We start from the raw sequence: 19,101 nt of genomic DNA, 5'->3' as shown, positions 1-19,101 counted from the left end.
TTATTATCGATTTACGCCCGTAGGATTTGATAAGTGCTGCTGAGAAATGATGCCGCTGGTAGGTTTCATCATTTCTCAGGCTGATTATTGGTTCTGTGAGAGCAAATTTTGGCGTATAAAGTCACTCAGGATATACTGACTGTTGTCATGATTAACCCTCTACGGTTGAGCTTTTCAGCAAAAATCCTCTCATATAATCCCACTTCTTATACTGGTAGAAATAAATTCAATGTGTAACTGACTTTATCCACCACTGGTTTGAGTGTTTTCACATCATATTGCTTGCCGTATCGTCCATAGGTGATGTTGTGATAAACGTGTCCAACGATTTGTGCCACCATCGATTCTTCTATTTGCAGTTGCTTGAGTTCATCAATAAAGGTGTGACGGAATGAATAGGCTGTAGGTCGCTTACCTGCAATAAACTTAAGCTGGTCGAGTAATTTTCCAAACTCTCGGCAAAACTTGTGTGACCAAACGCCATCACTACTAGGTTGGTAATGAAATAACGGGCTGCTTGTTAATTGACTGCTTTTTGATGTTCGGTCAGTAATGGTTTGAACAAAATCAATAAAACCAAGCTCAATGAGTTTTTGATGTAGCGGAACGGTTCGCTTTGACTGTGCGGTCTTGAGTTGTTGGCTCACGCCTTCATTGGTGACGTGAATGACGCTGATACCATCGATTACGGTTATATCATTGCTGTGTAGCTGACAAGCCTCTGAAGGTCGTAAACCGTGATACAGCATCAATAGTGTTATCCATTTAAAGTCCGGGTGCTTATCAATAAAGTCTTGTGATTGCAGTACGTGTTTAAGTTGCTCTGGTTGCCAGCGCTGACGCGCTAAATCATGTCCAGCCTGGTTACTTGGCTTGGACAGTTTCACCTCATCAAACGGGTTAGCGCTGGTGTAGCGCATCAATTTGCACCATTTAAAGAACTGCGACACCGCTGCTAGGTAGTCTTTGTTACTTTTGTGGCTTCTGCCCTCTTCAAGTAAACAATCCTTGTATTCCATCGCCTCAGCGCTGGTTATGTCGAATACATCATCTAGGTGGGTTCTTTCAATAAAGTGGCCTATACGTTGATTAAGCTGCTTTACCGTTAACACTGAGACAGACTGCTTTTGTTTAGACGCAATAAACTTAATTAGTGCATCAGTTAATGTGACGTTAGCAACTGAATTTGTTTGCTTTTTACTACTCGAATTATTTGAGAATGCCAAGTTTGTTAGTGAGGGACAATTGTCATATGTCGCACTATTATGTGCTAATTGCGTTGGCCGAGTGGGAATAAACTGAATGATTTCCCGCACTGGCTTGGCATTTTCATCAAGCGTTTCGGTTACCCCAACAAAGCCTGCACGGGCATCATTAATCAATTGATTCACTTGTGCTTTAAACGCATCTGGCTGTGATTGTGGGGTTAAGTTGCTGATTAATGGTCGTAAGATACCCGCAACCACAAGGTTACGGCCTATCGCGATTGAGCGCTGTTTAGTGAGCAAGGATACTTTGAGGTCGGCAGCAAAGCCTATATCACGCAGATAAGCAGGCAACACCATGCGGGTGTAATAGGTACAATTTGTGGCTCTGAATAGGTACATATGTCTCAGTCATCCGTTTTGGGTCTGAGAATATGATTTTTCAAATGCTAGAAAGCAAAAAAGCCATTGATTATCAATGGCTTTTTCACTTTAGAATGTGGCGGAGGGATAGGGATTTGAACCCTAGAACGGGATAAACCGTTGCCGGTTTTCAAGACCGGTGCATTCGACCACTCTGCCATCCCTCCGAACGCGGTGAATAATAAGGGTATTCTAAAAAATGTAAAGCCTTGATGTGCTCAATGGCACAACAAATGTGCAAAATGACCTTTAAAGAGGCGCGTTTGGACAATATTTACACTTTTAACGCGATTAATTTATTATTAGCTCTGTTGGCGATAGTGAGTCTCTCTCGATAGCTTGTTGCTAACGAGAGAGACAGTAACTTCAGTAACGATTAGTGCACTAAACCACGACGCTTTAATAATGCGTCAGTAGATGGTTTTTTACCGGCAAAGTCGATATAACTTTGCATTAGATCCTGGCTGTTACCTTTTGATAATACGGTGTCGCGGTACTTTTGACCGTTCTCTTGGGTTAATCCGCCGTGCGCCATCATGTGTGCAAACGCATCTGCTGCAAATACTTCGGTCCAAAGGTAAGCGTAGTAACCCGCAGAGTAACCGCCGCCGAAGCTGTGGCTAAAGTAGGTGGTTTTATAACGCGGTGCGATTGGGCTGTAGTCTAAACCGTGTTTTGCTAGTGCTTGTTTTTCAAAGGTAGCAACATCGGCAATTTCAGTGCCAGCAGGAATTGAGTGCCATTCCATATCAAGCAATGCAGCCGCTAGGTATTCAACCGTACCAAACCCTTGGTTAAAGGTGTGCGCTTTTAATACTTTAGCCAGTAATTCTGCAGGGATCGGCTCGCCTGTTTGATAGTGTTTAGCGTAGTTTGCTAGCACGGCAGGGTCGATGCTCCAGTCTTCATTAGCTTGTGATGGAAACTCAACAAAATCACGTGCCGTTTTGGTACCAGCTAAGCTTGGGTAGTTAACTTGTGAGTATAAACCGTGAATAGCATGACCAAACTCGTGGAACAATGTACTTACCTCGTCAAACGTTAACAGGGTAGGTTGACCTTCAGCAGGCTTTGGTACGTTAAGCGCGTTGTACACGACTGGCTTAGTATTTTGCAAGAATGATTGGCTAACAAATTCATCCATCCATGCTCCGCCACGCTTGCCTGGGCGTGCGTACATATCTAGATAGAACAAGCCTAGCGAGCTGCCGTCTTTGTTAAAGATTTCATAAGCGGTAACGTCTTTGTGCCATACAGGTAAGTCGTTACGTGACTTGAAGGTGATACCATAAAGTTTTTCCATAGCGAAAAACAGGCCGTCGGTGAGTACGGTGTTCATTTCAAAGTAGGGTTTAACTTGGCTGTCGTCTAGGTCATATTTTGCCGCACGCACTTTTTCGGCATAGTAAGCCCAGTCCCATGCTTCAAGGGTAAAGTCTTTACCGTCTTTAACGATTTCAGCTTGAATATCTGCCGCTTCAATTTTGGCTTTAACTAATGCTTTAGGCGCTAAGTCATCCAAAATGCCATAAACCGCTTCTGGGTTTTGAGCCATTTGGTCGCCTGTAGAATAAGCTGCCCATGTTGGGTAGCCTAATAGTTTGGCTTTTTCGGCACGCAGTTGGGCTATTTTGATATTAAGCGGGCTGTTTGTGTCCATTGCGCGATAAGCTGACGTTTCCCAAAGCTTTTTACGTAGGTCGCGATTTTTAAGGCTAGACAGAAGCGGTTGGGTTGTGGTGTTAACTAAGGTAATCATGTAACCGGTTTTGCCTGCTGCTTTTGCTGCAGCGGCTAATGATGCGATGTCATTTTCTGACAAGCCGTCGAGCATGGCTTTGTCTTCAACTACAATTACGTCGTCTTTAAATGATTTTAAAACGTTTTGTGAGAAGCTGGTTTCAAGCTTAGCAAGCTCGCCGTTTAGCTCACGCATTTGGGCTTTGTCTTCTGTTGACAATTCAGCTCCTGCGCGCACAAAGCGATCGTAATAAACGTCTACTAAACGTAAATCTTCACCTGTTAATGTGGCTTTGTTTTTGTAAATAGCTTGAATACGAGCAAAAAGCTTTTCATCAAGATAAATGTTGTCCATGTGAGCTGTTAACTTAGGCACAACTTGTTCTTCAACACTAATGAAGTTGTCGTCTGAGATTAAGCCTGTAAGGTTAAAAAACACGCGTTGAGTACGGTCTAATATCGCGCCGGTTTTTTCAAGTGCAACAACGGTGTTGTCGAATGTTGGTGCATCAGCGTTGTTGGTAATGGCTGCGATTTCAGCTTTATGCTCTTTCATACCTTGTTCAAAGGCGGGTAAATAGTCTGCAGCGTTAAATTTGTCGAACTGCGGCGCCATGTATTGTAATGGGCTTGGGACTAACAGCGCGTTTTCGGCGGTTGCAGGTGCTTTGGTCGTTGTTGTAGGTGCTTCTGCTGTGGTTTTGCTTGCCATTGCGGTATCTGCTGTTTGTTCTGAACATGCACTAAGCATCAATGCCGCACTTACGGCAGTGGTAATAAGAGTTTTACGCATTAATATATCCTTGGGCACGGCCCGATTGAAGTGCTTTTATGCCTATTTCAAATGTGGTTATTACCGCAAAATAGTGACCATAAAAACGAAAGTAAATACCCTGATACAATACCAAGCATGTGGCTGTAGGCATAGGGTAATGCGATTAACGAAGAGTAAATTTTGTAACCAAACTTACCAATGGTGATGTTTGTTGGGTTTTAGTGCTGTTTATGATGAATTCTAGTGGCTATTTATGAGTTTTCACGTAGTTTAAAAGATAGAAAAGCTATGATGAGGGCAATAGATGAAAGCTGGTAAGCATGATACACAATTACTCAAGCTCGCGATGGAGATTGGGGTGGGTTACGCACAGAAACGTGGCTTTGATGACTTTGGTAAGGGGATATCACCGAAAGATAAAGTGGAATGTATTTATCGATTATTAGTGCAAGACAAGCTCATTCAACCGCTTGCCGAAGATAAAGACGACGGCCCCAACCGTAAACACAAATTGATACTGTGGATTAGCAAGCAGTTACCTAAAGAACATGAATTATTGAATTAGTGTGACTTGATTTTGATAAAAAAGCCCAAGTGAAATGGTATTTCACTTGGGCTTTTTTAGTTTATATGTTCAAAGATTAAAGATTAAAGATTAAAGATTAAAGATTAAAGATTAAAGATTAAAGATTAAAGATTAAAGATTAAAGATTAAAGCTTAATTTGATTCATCAGAACAACCGCCTTAGCGCGATTCAATTTCAACAATTTTTAAGCTGATTAGCTTTTGCTGCCATTGCTGTTTGTTAATTCCCTCTACCCACAATACTGACGATTGTCGGTGCTGACCTTTTCGTAAATAAGTTTCGGGCATGCGAAATATAGCCTCCCACGCTTCTAAGGTTTCGGTTTTAATTAGGCCACCTTGGTCATTAAAAAAGCTGGCTTCAACATTAACCACTGTGACGTGTTCGTCGTTGGTGCTGTCAAAATTAAATATAAGTCCTAATTTATCACCTTTCCATTGCGTGTTTGCAAGGGTGATTGTAATGCCTTCTTTTGCTGTGCTGCCCAGTAATTCTGGCTGCGCCATTGCACTAGCGGTTAAGCGTGTTGTAGCCATTGGTGCTTCAGTTGCCACAACCGCAGGTTTGGCGTTTGTGGTATCGACAGCCATTTTGGCATCAGCAGTATTCACTGCACTGGTTGTTGGCTCAGCTAGTGCAGTGGCGGCAGCAGTCGCTGTGGGTGTTTGAATGGCCGCAGCAGGTTGCGCCACTGTTTCGGTGATGATGTATTCCCAGGTGAAATCGTCTTTTAGGCGAACATTAGTGCCGTTTTCTAAGGTGATCACCGCAACATCGGCAGCCATTGCCGCAGGGGCTAATAATAAAAAGAAGGCTGATGCAATCGCATTAAGTTTGGTTTTCATCTATTCATCCTGATTTAAAAGTCGTTAATGGGGTAATTCTACGTTTTTTTAAGGGTTAACAGGAAAATATTTTAGACCATTAGTAGATGTTGACTTGCTTTGTTTATTCACTTGCTATGCGAGATTTTTACGGTCTATTTAGGATTAAAAAATCCGAGTGCATTAGCAAATGCTTAAGGTGATTTAGCTCATAAAACGCAACATTGGCCCTAAAAACGGGTTTCGATTTACAGAGTAAAGAGTAAACTCATCCTTAACATGTAAAATTTATACATGAATAAATAATATTTGAGGAGTAGAGTTATGTTTTGTGTGCAATGTGAGCAAACCATTAGAACACCAGAAGGCAATGGCTGTAGTTACTCGCAAGGTATGTGCGGCAAGCTAGCGTCGACGTCTGATATTCAAGATCTATTAATTTATATGCTACAAAGCGTGTCGGCTTATGCTGTTAAAGCGCGTGAGTTTGGCATTGTAGACAACGACATTGACACTTTTGTGCCGAAAGCCTTTTTTGCCACATTAACTAACGTAAACTTCGATGATGAACGGTTAATTGATTATGCCTATCAGGCACAAACATATCGCGACCAATTAAAAGCGGCTTATATTGCAGCTTGTAAAGGCAAGGGCGTTGAGCCTGAAATGGTGAGTGGCCAAGGTGAACTATTACTGGCTACATCTAAACCAGAAATATTAGCTCAAGCACCCGTTGCACTGCTTAACCGCGGTGACGTAAATGAAGACATTTTAGGCTTACGTTTATTATGCCTATATGGCTTAAAAGGCGCAGCGGCGTATATGGAGCATGCTCGCGTATTAGATCAAACTGATGTTGATGTGGCTGCCGAGTTCCATAAAATCATGGCATTTTTAGGCGAAGACTCAGTCGATGCTGACAAGTTGTTTGCTACTGCAATGGAAATTGGCCAATTAAACTACCGCATTATGGCGATGTTAGATTTAGGCGAAACCACCTCTTTTGGCCATCCTGAGCCAACACAAGTGAATACTAAATCTGTTAAAGGTAAAGCGATTTTAGTGTCTGGTCACGACATGAAAGATCTAGAGCTTATTCTTGAGCAAACAGCAGGTAAGGGCATTAATGTCTTTACTCACGGCGAAATGTTACCAGCACTTGCTTATCCCGCCTTTAAGAAATATTCACATTTAGTCGGCAACTATGGCGGCGCTTGGCAAAATCAGCAAAAAGAATTTGCGACTTTCCCTGGTGCTGTAGTAATGACCTCAAACTGTATTATCGACCCTACAGTGGGTGAGTACTCTGACCGTATTTATACACGCAGTATTGTTGGTTGGCCTGGTGTAACTCACGTTGAGGGTGAAGACTTTAGCGAAGTGATTAACAAAGCCCTTGAACTTGAAGGTTTTGCTTATGATGAAATTCCACACATGATCACCATCGGGTTTGCCCGTAACGCCTTAATGGCAGCAGCGCCAACGGTAGTTGAAAATGTTAAGAATGGTTCTATTAAGCACTTCTTCCTCATTGGTGGTTGTGATGGCGACAAGTTAGAGCGTAATTACTTTACCGATTTAGCTAAATCTGTGCCTGACGATTCAATTATTTTGACCTTAGGCTGCGGTAAGTACAAATTCAATAAATTAGACTTTGGTGACATCAATGGCGTACCACGCCTATTAGATGTGGGCCAATGTAACGATGCTTATTCTGCAATTCAGTTAGCGTTAGCATTAAAAGATATTTTTGAGTGCGACCTTAATGATTTACCACTAAGCCTAGTGTTGTCGTGGTTTGAGCAAAAGGCGATTGTGGTGCTATTAACCTTGTTATCGCTTGGTGTGAAAAACATCCGTACAGGGCCTACTGCGCCAGCATTTTTATCTGAAAATCTAATGAATATTTTAGAGCAACAGTTTGGTTTGCGTGGCACAACCGATGTTGAGTCAGACTTAAAAGCCATGATGAAAGTGGCGTAATTAGCCCTAAAAATCGTGCATTTATGTTAGACGTATTTGCACGATAACGATTACAGGCGATATGAGATTTTCATATCGCGCTCTGTGTTTTTTACTGCGTTAAAGGTGTCAAAATGAGTAGTACTCCCTCAATTGGTTTTTCATTTTCACAAGCGCTTTCTGCCCAAGCGGCAAAAAAGGTGACTCCTGTTATCGAGACCCCTGTTTTCAAGAGTACGCCTACGGTGCAACCGCCTGCATTGACAGGCTCAAAGGCTCTTTTGGCTGCTGAAAACTGGCAAAGAGGTGAGGTGCAACTGCGCTGTATTGAAAAATGGAATGAAACCCATGATGTGGTGAGTTTTCGATTTCAAGGACTTAAACCGGTTAAGTTTAATTTTAAACCGGGGCAGTTTATTACCTTTAAACTCGACATTAATGGCGACAAGGTTTACCGCAGTTATACTATTTCATCATCACCTTCACGACCATTTTCGTTAGTGGTTACGGTTAAAAAAATCGCTGGTGGTTTGGTCTCTAATTACTTAACTGAGTCGCTCAATGTTGGCGATGAAGTGACGGTTACTGGCCCTGATGGAATATTTAATTTGATCGACATTGAAGCCGACAAATACTTATTGTTAAGTGCTGGTTGCGGTGTGACACCTATGCATTCTATGTCGCGCTGGCTTTGCGATACCACGACCGACAGCGATATTGCCTTTGTACACAGTGCCAAAACGGTTAATGACATTATGTTTGCCGATTCGATGGCGTCAATGGCATCTCGAAGCCCGAGCTTTAATCTTAATTATGTACTTGAGTCAGACAGTAATAAGCAAGATTTAACCGACAAGCATACCTCCACAGGTTGCGAAGGTGGTCGCTTAAGCTTAGACACTTTAGTCAAATTAGTGCCAGATTATCAACAACGTACTGTATTTGTATGTGGACCAGAACCCTACATGGCTGCGGTAAAATTAATGCTTGAAGCTGCTGAATTTGACATGAGTCAGTTTAATCAAGAAAGCTTTGGCGCAAGTAGCGCTCTGGGTTTAAAAGCGGCGCTAGACAGTAATCCATCAACAGAACGGTTTATGCTGAGTATTGGTGATAAGCAGGTGCAGTTAACTGGCGATCAAAGCCTACTTGATGGCATCGAGTCTGCCAAATTACCGATGATTGCGGCTTGCCGAACGGGTGTATGTGGTGCATGTAAATGTCAGGTTGTTTCAGGCACCACGGTGTCGTCTAGCAAGATGGCATTAACCGCAGAAGAAATCGCTGCGGGTTTTGTGTTGGCATGTTCAACTAAAATGACTTCGAATGTGCAGTTAAAAATGTAACAGACTTCAATCTGAATACTAAAAATCCCTTAGTGGTTAGTCTACTAAGGGATTTTTTATTGGCATCATATGAATGAATTTATAGCGAGTTTGCCTTGAGCGAAATCTCATAACGATTAACATTAAATTCGCCTTCTTGATACTGCGTGTGATAAACCATACCAAGCTTAGTGGCAACGTTAATTGAGCCTGTGTTAGCGTCTACCACATCGGCATAAACTGTGTCTAAATCCATGTGCTTTTTAGCATAATCAATACAAGCTAGGTTGGCTTCGGTTGCCAAACCTTGGCCCCAATAATCGGGGTGTAAGCGATAGCCAATATCAACCGCATTAATGCGAGTCTCATTTTTAAAACCGCAAAAACCAATCACAGTATTAGTGTCTTTGAGTACCATCGCCCAACGCCCAAATCCGTACTGGTTATATTCTACTAACCAAATATTGCGAATGATGTTTTCGGCATCTGTTAATGTGGTGCAAACGCCCGCATCGCCAGTATATCGATTCACTTGCTCCGGGGTATTAAAGTGTAATACCGCGGGGGCATCTTCAAGGGTAAATTCTCGAATAATCAACCTGGGTGTTTCAGTAATAACCTTCATTGGTTCCCTTATTTTTCTTATACATTGGCAAGAATGTCGCTAAAACGCCTTACAACCTAGCGTGAGCTTGTGCTAGGTTAACATACTCAATTCCCGACATTTAAGAATAATAATATGGCTCGCCTACGCATTGCTTATCCCTTATTGGCGCTTGCGCTTACTGCTTCGACATTGTCACTTAATGCTGTGGCTAATCCCACTCTAGATCAATCAGTGATTCAAGCCTTACCTAAGCTTGAAAAGCTTTACCTGCATTTGCACCAACATCCTGAACTGTCATATCAAGAAAAAGCCACCAGCGAACGTATGGCCTCTGAGCTTAAACAGCTTGGCTTTGAGGTGACGTCAAATTTTGGTGGTTATGGGGTGGTGGGCATATTGCAAAATGGCGAAGGGCCGGTGGTGATGATCCGCGCCGACATTGACGGCTTACCGATTATTGAACAAACCGGGAAAAATTATGCCTCAACAGTCACCACAGTCGATGCTAACAATAATACTGTGGGCATTATGCACGGCTGTGGCCACGATATTCATATGACTAGCCTTATTGGTACTGCTGAGCAGTTGGTTAAACATAAAGCAAAGTGGCAAGGCACATTAATGATGGTGGCTCAGCCTGCTGAAGAGGTCGGTGGCGGCGCTAAAGCCATGCTTAAACAAGGCTTGTTTAGTCAGTTCCCTACGCCCGACAGCATCATTGGTTTGCATGTAAGCGCATCAATTCCTGCGGGCAAGGTTGGCACCGTAAGCGGTTATGCACTCGCTAATGTCGACTCGGTTGATATTACTATTAAGGGCAAAGGTGGCCATGGCGCTTATCCGCATGCCACCGTCGACCCTGTGGTGCTTGCTGCGCGCACTGTGCTGGCCTTACAAACCATTGTGAGCCGCGAAGTGTCGCCGTTAGAGCCCAATGTGGTCACGGTTGGCTCTATTCATGGTGGTTCAAAGCACAATATTATTTCAGATGAAGTAAAGCTACAGCTTACCTTGCGCTCATATAACCCTGAAGTACGCGAGCAACAAATAGCGGCGATTAAACGCATCACTGCGGGTATTGCGATGAGTGCTGGTTTACCTGATGACTTGGCGCCAGTGGTATATGTACACGACGATGAAACCATTCCATCAACGTATAATGACCCAATACTCGCCGCAAAAGTTAAAGCCAGCATTGAGGCCGAAATTGGCAGAGAAAATGTGTTAATTGCCCCTCCGGTTATGGCGGGTGAAGACTTTGGTTTGTATGGTCTCACGCCAGAAAAACGCCCGATTACGATATTTTGGCTTGGCGGCGTTGACCCTAAGCAATATCAGGCAAGTGTCGACTCAGGTGAAGCATTGCCATCGTTGCATTCTAGCCAGTTTGCACCTGATTACTCACTCACGATCCGCACGGGTGTTCGGGCGATGACACGCACTGCGATTGATTTATTTAATCAAAAAACAGGGCAATAAATTCGAACGTTTACATTCGAGTCAGTTTGCCCCGGTTATTTATGCCATTAACGATCCGCACGGGCGTGCCATGACTCGCACCTCAATGGATTTATTTAATCAAACAGCGCAATAAACTCAAACGTGATAACACTAATAGCGGCTATAATGGTCGCTATTATTGTTTTAACCTTGTGTGAGCATTTTATGATTATTTTTAGTACCAACCTTGGTGATTTTACCGTAGAACTGGAGATGGAACGCGCGCCAGTGTCGTCAAAAAACTTTTTAAAATACTGTCAGGAAGGTTTTTACGAAGGCACGATTTTTCATCGTGTGATTAAAGGTTTTATGGTGCAGGGCGGTGGCTTAACAGCCAAAATGAAAGAAAAGCCAACCCGCGATCCCATTGCTAACGAAGCCAACAAAGGCCTAAAAAATGAGATAGGTACTTTAGCTATGGCGCGCACCGATGCGCCGCATTCAGCGACTGGGCAGTTCTTTATTAATGTGGCTAACAATGACTTTTTAGACCATACAGGCACCACTAATGCTGGTTGGGGTTATGCTGTATTTGCCAAAGTGACTGCCGGAATGGACGTGATTCAGCAAATGGAGCGGGTAAAAACCACTACTGTGGCAGGCCATGAAGATGTGCCGCGTGAGCCGATTATAGTTGAGAAAGTCACAATTGTTGACGAGAGCTCAGTCGCATAAGTGCTGCACTAATGAGTCATTTGAATGGTACGTAATAAAAAAGGTTCGACAGTGATGTCGAACCTTTTTTTACTAATAATCTAACGCGTGTCGATTAAAGTGAGTAACGAATACCAATAGCGACGCCGTCGTCTTCAGACAGTTCCATTCTAGCTTGTTGGTCTTTGTCGTTGCTAGTGAAGTCACTGTAATCACGGCGAGCTTCTAGATAAACAACCGTTTCAGGGTTAAACACATAGTGTAAACCTACAACCACAAACTGGCGTTTAAATACGTCATCAGGATCTGCATTGTAGTTAGGTTGAATCACATAGTCGTTGCCAGCATCTAGAATGTTATAAGACACGAACGTACGGATATTGTTATCAAACATATACGAGAATAACGACTCAACACCGACGGCCTTATCAATTAAACGGCCAATGTTATCTGTGTCGTGGTTTTCGTTTTTGTTGATGTTTGCCGATGCATAAAAACCGGTTTGATCAAAGTTGCCCCAAGTGGCACTCACACCGTAAATGATATCTTCTGCGGTAGAGGTGTTACCGTTACCAAATGTCACATCAAATTCACCACGGTTAACACCCGCAGCCAGCACTAATTTGTCTGTTGCTTGGTAAGTAACCGAACCACCATAAGTGTAGTTATACTCAACTTTTTGTGCTTCGCTAGCGCCTGAAGTCCATAAGTCTTCACATGCATCTTGAGTGATTTCTTCGAAGTCACAAGTATAAAAAGCGCTGTTTTTCAGCTGTACTTGTACGGCAAAACTTACGTCGCCAAAGCTGTTACGGTACTGCACGGTTTTGTCACCGCGACCCACACCGTTAACAGCACCGTCATCTTTGTTATAAGTGTAAACACCTGCTGTGTTACCGTCCCATACAAAGCCGTAGTTAGTACCATAAACCACGTCATACCAAGCACCCCATTGCTTGCCAATTGTGATGCTACCGTATTCGTCGTGAGACAAACCGGCATAGCCTAAACGGTTATAAAAAAACTCATCTTGAATTGATTCAAAACGGTTGTTGTAAACAATGTCTGTGCTGCCTACAGGGTTTACACCCCATTCTAATTTCGCATAGGCTTTCCAGCCATCTTGTAGCTGGCGAGTAAAGCCAAAATTAATACGTGATGCGCCATTAACGACTTCAGTTTCGCCTTGAGTATTGATGATACGAGCATCAACAAAACCGCCAATTTGAACGGCGTTAACATCGTCTTTAAAAATTTCTGTTGCCGAAACCGAAGGCGCAATCAGAACGCTTGAAATTAATGCAGCAACTAAAGTCTTTTTCATTTTCATCTCTTGTCTTGTTGTTTGAGTCAGCACAGTTTAGTCCATTAACACATCTATCCATTGAGGCGATGGAGAGTAGCAAACACATTAACTTTTCTCAAAGTGAAATATGCTCAAAATAGCGATATTGCTCATAAAATTTAATCATCAATGACTTAGCGCAAAGCTGTGTTAACAAGTGGTTAATGGGTGTGGGCAATTGTTACCCGTCGTCTTGTTATGCAATATATATGATTTTTTATTCGTGTGCAGCTGTGGTCACTTTTTGGATGTTTCTTTGACCTAGATCGCCCTTTTATTTTGAAAATGGCATACGCTTAATTTACGGGGTTTGTTTAAAACGTAAATTGAAAAGGAGTGGCATTATGCAAATGACATTACAATTTTTTGGTGCAACAGAAGAAGTCACTGGTTCGTGCCACTTATTGAATGTAGGTGGCCAGCAAGTGTTACTCGATTGCGGATTAATTCAAGGCGGTAAAGCTGATGAATTACGTAATCATGATCCTTTTCCATTTCAACCGGAGCAGATTCATGCGGTGGTGTTAAGCCATGCTCATATTGATCATTCAGGACGACTTGCCTATTTGGTCAAGCAAGGTTATACCGGCCCCATTTATACCCAACGTGCTACAGCTCAGTTGTGTAATATCATGTTGCGTGACGCGGCTATGCTGCAAGAGCGTGATACAGAAAGGACAAATAAAAAGCGTGCTAAACATGATTTAGAAGAGCTTGAACCATTGTTTACAGAAGAAGATGTCGAGCAAGTGTTAACCCAGTTTGTGGTTTTAGATTACGGTCAGCGGGTAAAAGTGGCAGACGAAATAGAAGTCTGTTTATCTGATGCTGGGCATATTTTAGGCTCTGCAGTGGTTGAATTGTGGTTAGGACAACAGCCTGAACAAAAAAAGCTGGTCTTTAGTGGTGATCTAGGCCGTGCTGGCATGCCTATTTTGGATGATCCAACCTTTATCGACAAAGCCGACTTGGTACTTATGGAAAGCACTTACGGTAATCGTTTGCACCGCAGCTGGCAAGACACTCTAGTTGAGCTTAAATCTATTTTTAAAACGACCATTAGTGAAAGCCGCGGTAATATTTTAATTCCGGCATTTTCAGTCGGCCGAGCGCAAGAGTTACTGTATCTATTTCATCTGTATGCCAAAGAATGGGATTTATCGCGCTGGCGTATCTGCTTAGACAGCCCAATGGCGATTAAAGCCACCGAGGTTTACGTTAACAATTATCCTTTGATGGACGAAGATTTTAAGCGTTTTACGCGCTTGTCTCCCGGCAAACATCCACTACTATCGTGTGCTGAGTTTGTCAGCAGCACAGAGGAGTCGATTGAGCTTAACGACATTCATCAAGGTTTGATTGTGATTGCGGGAAGCGGCATGTGTAATGGTGGACGCATTCGTAACCATTTTGTGCATAATTTATGGCGAAAAGAAGCCGACATTATTATTTGTGGTTTCCAAGCGTTAGGCACACCGGGACGTTTACTGGTTGATGGTGCAGAAGAGCTGACCATTCATGGTCAAAGTGTCAAAGTCGCGGCACGTATTCACACCGTAGGCGGTTTGTCAGCCCATGCAGACCAAGCTGAATTATTGCGATGGTACCACCACTTTGAAGATGCACCTGCCATTATATTGGTACATGGTGAACCTGAAGCACAACAAGTGTTAATTCAAGCGCTTAATCAAGATAAGGCCACTAAGCCCAAAAGCAGTGCGATTGCTAAGCGAGGAGATTGTTTAGATTTAACCGCTTTGCCTAAGTTTGTTTGGCTTAATGCCGCCAGTGACACATCTGAAACTTAATAGGTTAATTAACTTGAACTCAACTAATGGTGCTTAGCCTGGGGGCTAAGCATCAATTTCATTTTGCAGCTTTTCAATGTCGTCTAAAATCCGCATGAATTTTTGACCAAACTCTGTCACCTCATACTCTACCCTTGGCGGAATTTCGGGATAGTTAATTTTATTCAAAATACCAAATTCAATGTTTTTCTTTAAACACTGATTCAGTACTTTAGTGCTGAGTCCATCAACCGATTTAACCATCTCACCGGGACGATTAATATTATTAGCGAGTAACTGATATACCGTTAACGACCATTTGCAGCCGTAAATCGTTTCGACCATTCTGGCTGACTTTTCGGGTGCAGACTTTCGTGCAAATAATTTTTCTTTTGTATTCATCAATATGTACCTAAAAGTACCTATGGAACTAAATTGTACTTACTATTCAATCGGATAGTTTATCAATAAGCTTATCACACTTACTCGTAAATTAGGTGTGAACAAATGACAACTTTAACCCCAAAAACGGCATTAATTATTGGTGGCAGTAGTGGTATTGGTTTTGAAACCGCTAAGCAATTAATTACTCAAGGTGTCGCTACCATTATCGTGGGTAACAATGCTCAAAAGCTCGACGCAGCGGTTGATCAATTGTCAATACTAGGCAAAGTCAGTGGCGTTCAAGCAAACTTATACAATGCGCAAGATCTGCAACGTGTGGTTGAGATGATTGATGCAATGGAGAGCGGTATCGATCATTTAGTCAATGCGGCAGGTTACTTTAATCCTAAGCCATTTCTAGATCATCAATTGAGTGATTACGACATTTACATGGAGCTTAACAAAGCGATTTTTGTGATTTCGCAAGCTGTCGCCAAAAACATGATTAAGCATGGCGGTGGCAGCATTGTTAATATTGGCTCTATGTGGGCTAAGCAAGCAATTAAAGCCACACCATCAAGTGCGTATTCTATGGCAAAAGCCGGTTTACATGCACTGACTCAGCATATGGCAATGGAATTAGCGGAGCATAATATCCGCGTGAATGCCGTGTCACCAGCGGTAGTGCACACCCCAATTTATGAAGCCTTTATTGAGCCAAAAGATGTTGAAAGCGCATTGGCAGGCTTTAATGGATTCCACCCTATCGGTCGCATTGGTAGTCCTGTTGATGTTGCAAACAGCGTAACGTTTTTATTGTCTTCACAAGCGGGCTGGGTGACAGGCGCAATTTGGGATGTTGATGGCGGCGTAATGGCTGGCCGTAATTAAGTTAAACCTTTAATCGGGTTACAAGTCGATTGATAAGCTGATTGTTGTAATTACTGTAAGCCCTTAAATTATTGATGATTTAAGGGCTTGTGTCTTTTTATTCTGATATAAAGCGATTTACTCTTTTGTTCTCCCATTAGGGCGCGTTAAGCTATGCATTCATTTGTTGTGTGTTTTTGCGAGTAGAGTGATGAAGTTAGTTAAAATAGATAAAAGCCAGTACCGTTCGGTTAACAATCAGGTGCAAATAGGTTTAGTGATCACTTTGGCGATTCTGTCGTTGGTGTTTGGTCAGTTAATGATTTATTTTTTTGGCGTTAAGCCGTTACCTGGTGCAGAGTCTACCGGGAATTTTCATCTTAACTTTACCGGTGTCATTTTAGCCTTAATGGTATGCAGCTTATTGATCCGTAACCTGCGTGAAAAACCTAAGTTTTATGAAGTCTATTACGTGTGGCAACTTAAGCAGCTGCAAAACAAAATTTTCCGTAAACTCAAAGCGGTGCAACACGCGGGCAAAGAAAATAATCGTGATGCTTTGGTGATATTGAGTTTTTATTATCAAAGTTTGGCGTTGGTGTATGAGCTAGATAACAACACCTTAACCATGTCTAACGTCAATAATGAACTGGATAAACTACAGCAAGCTATTGAAGCTGCTGGGTTTACAATTGATACCGACGAATTCACCCCCGAGATGCTACAAGCCTTTTAGGCTGATGTTTCATTCCTCAAATAAGGAGCCATGATGTCAATATTGGCAGATATTCCTTTTTCGTTACTTGAACTTGCGCCAATGCGCGAAGACTCGACCATCACCGATACCCTAAAAGGCAGTTTAGCTTATGCTCAATATGCTGAGCGTGTAGGGGTGAATCGGTTTTGGTTAGCCGAACACCACAATATGCCGGGCATTATTTGCTCTGCAACATCGATTTTAATCGGTTATATTGCGGGTGGCACTGAGCGCATTAGAGTGGGCGCGGGTGGCATTATGTTGCCTAATCATGCACCGCTGGTGGTGGCAGAGCAATTTGGCACCCTAGCCAGTTTGTATCCAGGCCGAATTGATTTAGGCCTAGGCCGTGCGCCGGGCAGTGATCCGGTAACCAGCTTAGCGCTTAATCGTGATACCCAGCGGGCGGAGCATTTTCCGAATGAAGTCAGTGAGCTGCAATCATTGCTTGGCCCACGTGAAGCCCGCCAAATAGAGCAAGCTAAAGCGGTAAGGGCTATTCCGGGCGAAAATACCAATGTGCCGATTTGGTTATTAGGCTCAAGTTTATTCAGTGCGCAACTCGCGGCTCAACGTGGTTTGCCGTATGTGTTTGCGGGCCATTTTGCACCACGGTTTTTATCTGAGGCTATTGCGTTATATCGCCGTGAGTTTGTCCCGTCGGCAGTGCTCGGCAAACCTTATGTGATGGTTGGGCTACCGTTAGTGGCAGCGCCTACCGATGCTGAAGCGCAATACCTTAGCACCACATCAAAACAACGCATTTTAGCGCTTATTCGTGGTCAAGAAATGTGGCTAAAACCGCCTGTCGATAGTATGGATGGGTTGTGGAGTGAGCAAGAAAAAAGCTATGTCGATAGTTTATTAAGCTTATCTATTTGCGGCGGCCCTGCGACCATTAAGCATCGTTTAGAGGTGTTTGTTGAACAGCTTGGCGTGGATGAGGTGATGTTCACTAACGATTTATACAGCAATGAACATCGTTTACGCGCGTTAGATATTTTAATGAGCATAAAATCGTAGGGCCGCTTTTATTGGGGCTAAGATAGACAACCTTGCCATAGAGGGATATCTGTTGCATATTCGAACAACGAATCAACTACATGGAATGTTGTTAATGCCCTTATCGAGTCATCTGCTATTCAGTTGGCACAATATCATGTTGTGCCTACTGATGGGTTTATTAAGTGCTTGCTCACTGCATCCTGCCAAAAACCAACAATCAACGGCTTTGCCTTCGTTTAATTATTCACTAGTGTCAGCTGAGCAGGTTAATGACGTACCAGCCATTGCGAGCTTAACGTATTTAACCTTATCGCAGCGGGATGAGTTAGCGGCTTTTGTATTGAGGGACAGCATTAAAGTATTACCAAACCGATTAAAAGTAGCTGAATTTATCAATCATAAAATGATGAATTTTAATTACGAAGGGCAAAATCATACCAGTACAGAATCCTGGGAAAACCAGTCTGGTAATTGTATGGCATTGGCACTATTAACCTATTCGGTAGCAAAAGAGCTTAACGTGCATACGGTGTTTCAAGTAGTGCATGCCGCGCCAATATTGACCAATATTACGTCTGATATTTTAGTGACCTCGGATCATGTTCGTACATTTTTGTACGATGAAAAACCTGATGGGCACTTTTTGAGTGGTAGCGTGGCGACGGTGATTGATTATTTCCCAGATCGCTTTGATAGAACGGGCGCAATCGTATCGGAAAAACAATTTTTAGCGATGTTTTATCGTAATTTAGCGGCAGATGCCATGCTTGAGAAACAATATCAACAAGCGTTTTTACTGCTGAATAAAGGGTTAACGCTGGCCCCAGATTACGAGGCATTAATCAATATGATGGCCATTACTCACCGTCGTTTAGGCGATGAACACACGGCTGAAAAACTGTATCGCTACGCCTTAGCCAATAATACAAATTCGATTAGTGTATTAAGCAATTATCGTTTGTTGTTGGAATTGCAAAATAGAACCGCGGAAGCACAGAACATTAATCAACATTTGTTAGCAATAGAGTCGAGTAATCCATACAGCTATTACAGTTTGGGCATTGAAGCGCTCGAGTTTAAAGATTATAAAACTACCGTGATATTTTTAGAAAAGTTTATCGACAGTGCGCCGTATTTTCATCCTGCATACTATGCACTTGCCCGTGCTCACGTTGGTTTAGGGCAGCATAAAAAAGCACAAGATATTTTACAACAGGCGATAGCGTTAACTGACATGCCCGCCAGTAAGCGCAACTATTTAGCTAAGCTTAGTATGCTTAAAGATAAATAACCTGAGATCGGGATAATAAACGCCTTTCAAACAGTCCTTTGCCCTGCTAACTGCGTTGAA

At 42.7% G+C, this 19,101-nt stretch carries 16 protein-coding genes and 1 tRNA gene; 10 read left to right on the top strand and 7 right to left on the bottom strand.

The features are described 5' to 3' along the window. Positions 1–206 precede the first annotated feature (206 nt). From IEY40_RS11400 to IEY40_RS11390, 3 genes are all read right to left on the bottom strand, one after another. Entirely contained in the window at positions 207–1,607 is a 1,401-nt protein-coding gene (locus tag IEY40_RS11400) for a site-specific integrase (RefSeq protein ID WP_188956245.1), read from the bottom strand. A 98-nt stretch (positions 1,608–1,705) separates the two neighbouring features. After that, positions 1,706–1,795 (bottom strand) — tRNA-Ser (locus IEY40_RS11395). Between the two features lie 209 nt (positions 1,796–2,004). Beyond that, positions 2,005–4,161: a M3 family metallopeptidase gene (locus tag IEY40_RS11390; RefSeq protein WP_188956243.1), complete on the bottom strand. Its 2,157-nt coding sequence runs from the start codon at positions 4,159–4,161 to the stop codon at positions 2,005–2,007. A 286-nt stretch (positions 4,162–4,447) separates the two neighbouring features. Between IEY40_RS11390 and IEY40_RS11385 the strand changes: the two genes are divergently transcribed. After that, a complete protein-coding gene (locus IEY40_RS11385; RefSeq protein ID WP_188956241.1) occupies positions 4,448–4,708 on the top strand; it encodes a DUF5062 family protein in 261 nt (86 codons plus the stop codon). Between the two features lie 180 nt (positions 4,709–4,888). Here the strand turns inward: IEY40_RS11385 and IEY40_RS11380 are convergent, their stop codons facing one another. Continuing rightward, a complete protein-coding gene (locus IEY40_RS11380) occupies positions 4,889–5,575 on the bottom strand; it encodes a DUF3157 family protein (RefSeq protein ID WP_188956239.1) in 687 nt (228 codons plus the stop codon). Between the two features lie 303 nt (positions 5,576–5,878). Here IEY40_RS11380 and hcp point away from each other — a divergent pair, with 303 nt between their 5' ends. Beyond that, complete coding sequence (gene hcp / locus IEY40_RS11375) at positions 5,879–7,537, top strand: hydroxylamine reductase (RefSeq protein ID WP_188956237.1); 1,659 nt, start codon at positions 5,879–5,881, stop codon at positions 7,535–7,537. A gap of 113 nt (positions 7,538–7,650) precedes the next feature. Next, entirely contained in the window at positions 7,651–8,862 is a 1,212-nt protein-coding gene (locus IEY40_RS11370) for an FAD-binding oxidoreductase (RefSeq protein WP_188956235.1), read from the top strand. Between the two features lie 79 nt (positions 8,863–8,941). On the opposite strand, the gene IEY40_RS11365 is transcribed toward IEY40_RS11370, so the two are convergent. Then, positions 8,942–9,466 carry a GNAT family N-acetyltransferase gene (locus IEY40_RS11365; protein WP_188956233.1) on the bottom strand — a complete coding sequence of 175 codons (525 nt, stop codon included), beginning with the start codon at positions 9,464–9,466 and terminating at the stop codon, positions 8,942–8,944. Positions 9,467–9,580: 114 nt separating this feature from the next. On the opposite strand from IEY40_RS11365, the gene IEY40_RS11360 reads away from it, so the two are divergent. Next, entirely contained in the window at positions 9,581–10,927 is a 1,347-nt protein-coding gene (locus IEY40_RS11360; protein WP_188956231.1) for a M20 metallopeptidase family protein, read from the top strand. A 186-nt stretch (positions 10,928–11,113) separates the two neighbouring features. Continuing rightward, complete coding sequence (locus IEY40_RS11355) at positions 11,114–11,623, top strand: peptidylprolyl isomerase (protein ID WP_188956230.1); 510 nt, start codon at positions 11,114–11,116, stop codon at positions 11,621–11,623. A gap of 94 nt (positions 11,624–11,717) precedes the next feature. On the opposite strand, the gene IEY40_RS11350 is transcribed toward IEY40_RS11355, so the two are convergent. Beyond that, positions 11,718–12,926: a porin gene (locus IEY40_RS11350; RefSeq protein ID WP_188956228.1), complete on the bottom strand. Its 1,209-nt coding sequence runs from the start codon at positions 12,924–12,926 to the stop codon at positions 11,718–11,720. 365 nt (positions 12,927–13,291) lie between these two features. Here IEY40_RS11350 and IEY40_RS11345 point away from each other — a divergent pair, with 365 nt between their 5' ends. Further along, positions 13,292–14,755, top strand: coding sequence for an MBL fold metallo-hydrolase RNA specificity domain-containing protein (locus IEY40_RS11345; protein ID WP_188956226.1), 1,464 nt, complete (start codon positions 13,292–13,294; stop codon positions 14,753–14,755). A 45-nt stretch (positions 14,756–14,800) separates the two neighbouring features. Here IEY40_RS11345 and IEY40_RS11340 read toward each other — a convergent pair whose 3' ends face one another. Next, on the bottom strand, positions 14,801–15,136 hold the full coding sequence (locus tag IEY40_RS11340) for a winged helix-turn-helix transcriptional regulator (RefSeq protein ID WP_188956224.1): 336 nt from the start codon (positions 15,134–15,136) through the stop codon (positions 14,801–14,803). 105 nt (positions 15,137–15,241) lie between these two features. Here IEY40_RS11340 and IEY40_RS11335 point away from each other — a divergent pair, with 105 nt between their 5' ends. From IEY40_RS11335 to IEY40_RS11320, 4 genes are all read left to right on the top strand, one after another. Further along, positions 15,242–16,009 (top strand): SDR family NAD(P)-dependent oxidoreductase, encoded by a 768-nt coding sequence (locus IEY40_RS11335; RefSeq protein WP_188956222.1) that lies wholly within the window; start codon positions 15,242–15,244, stop codon positions 16,007–16,009. A gap of 190 nt (positions 16,010–16,199) precedes the next feature. Next, complete coding sequence (locus tag IEY40_RS11330) at positions 16,200–16,724, top strand: DUF3087 domain-containing protein (RefSeq protein WP_188956220.1); 525 nt, start codon at positions 16,200–16,202, stop codon at positions 16,722–16,724. Between the two features lie 33 nt (positions 16,725–16,757). Then, on the top strand, positions 16,758–17,768 hold the full coding sequence (locus IEY40_RS11325; protein WP_188956557.1) for an LLM class flavin-dependent oxidoreductase: 1,011 nt from the start codon (positions 16,758–16,760) through the stop codon (positions 17,766–17,768). Between the two features lie 136 nt (positions 17,769–17,904). Continuing rightward, entirely contained in the window at positions 17,905–19,041 is a 1,137-nt protein-coding gene (locus IEY40_RS11320; RefSeq protein ID WP_188956218.1) for a tetratricopeptide repeat protein, read from the top strand. Positions 19,042–19,101 lie beyond the last annotated feature (60 nt).

This window comes from Shewanella ulleungensis (assembly GCF_014648315.1).
Classification (GTDB): domain Bacteria; phylum Pseudomonadota; class Gammaproteobacteria; order Enterobacterales; family Shewanellaceae; genus Shewanella; species Shewanella ulleungensis.
This window is presented reverse-complemented; position numbering and strand designations above follow the sequence as displayed.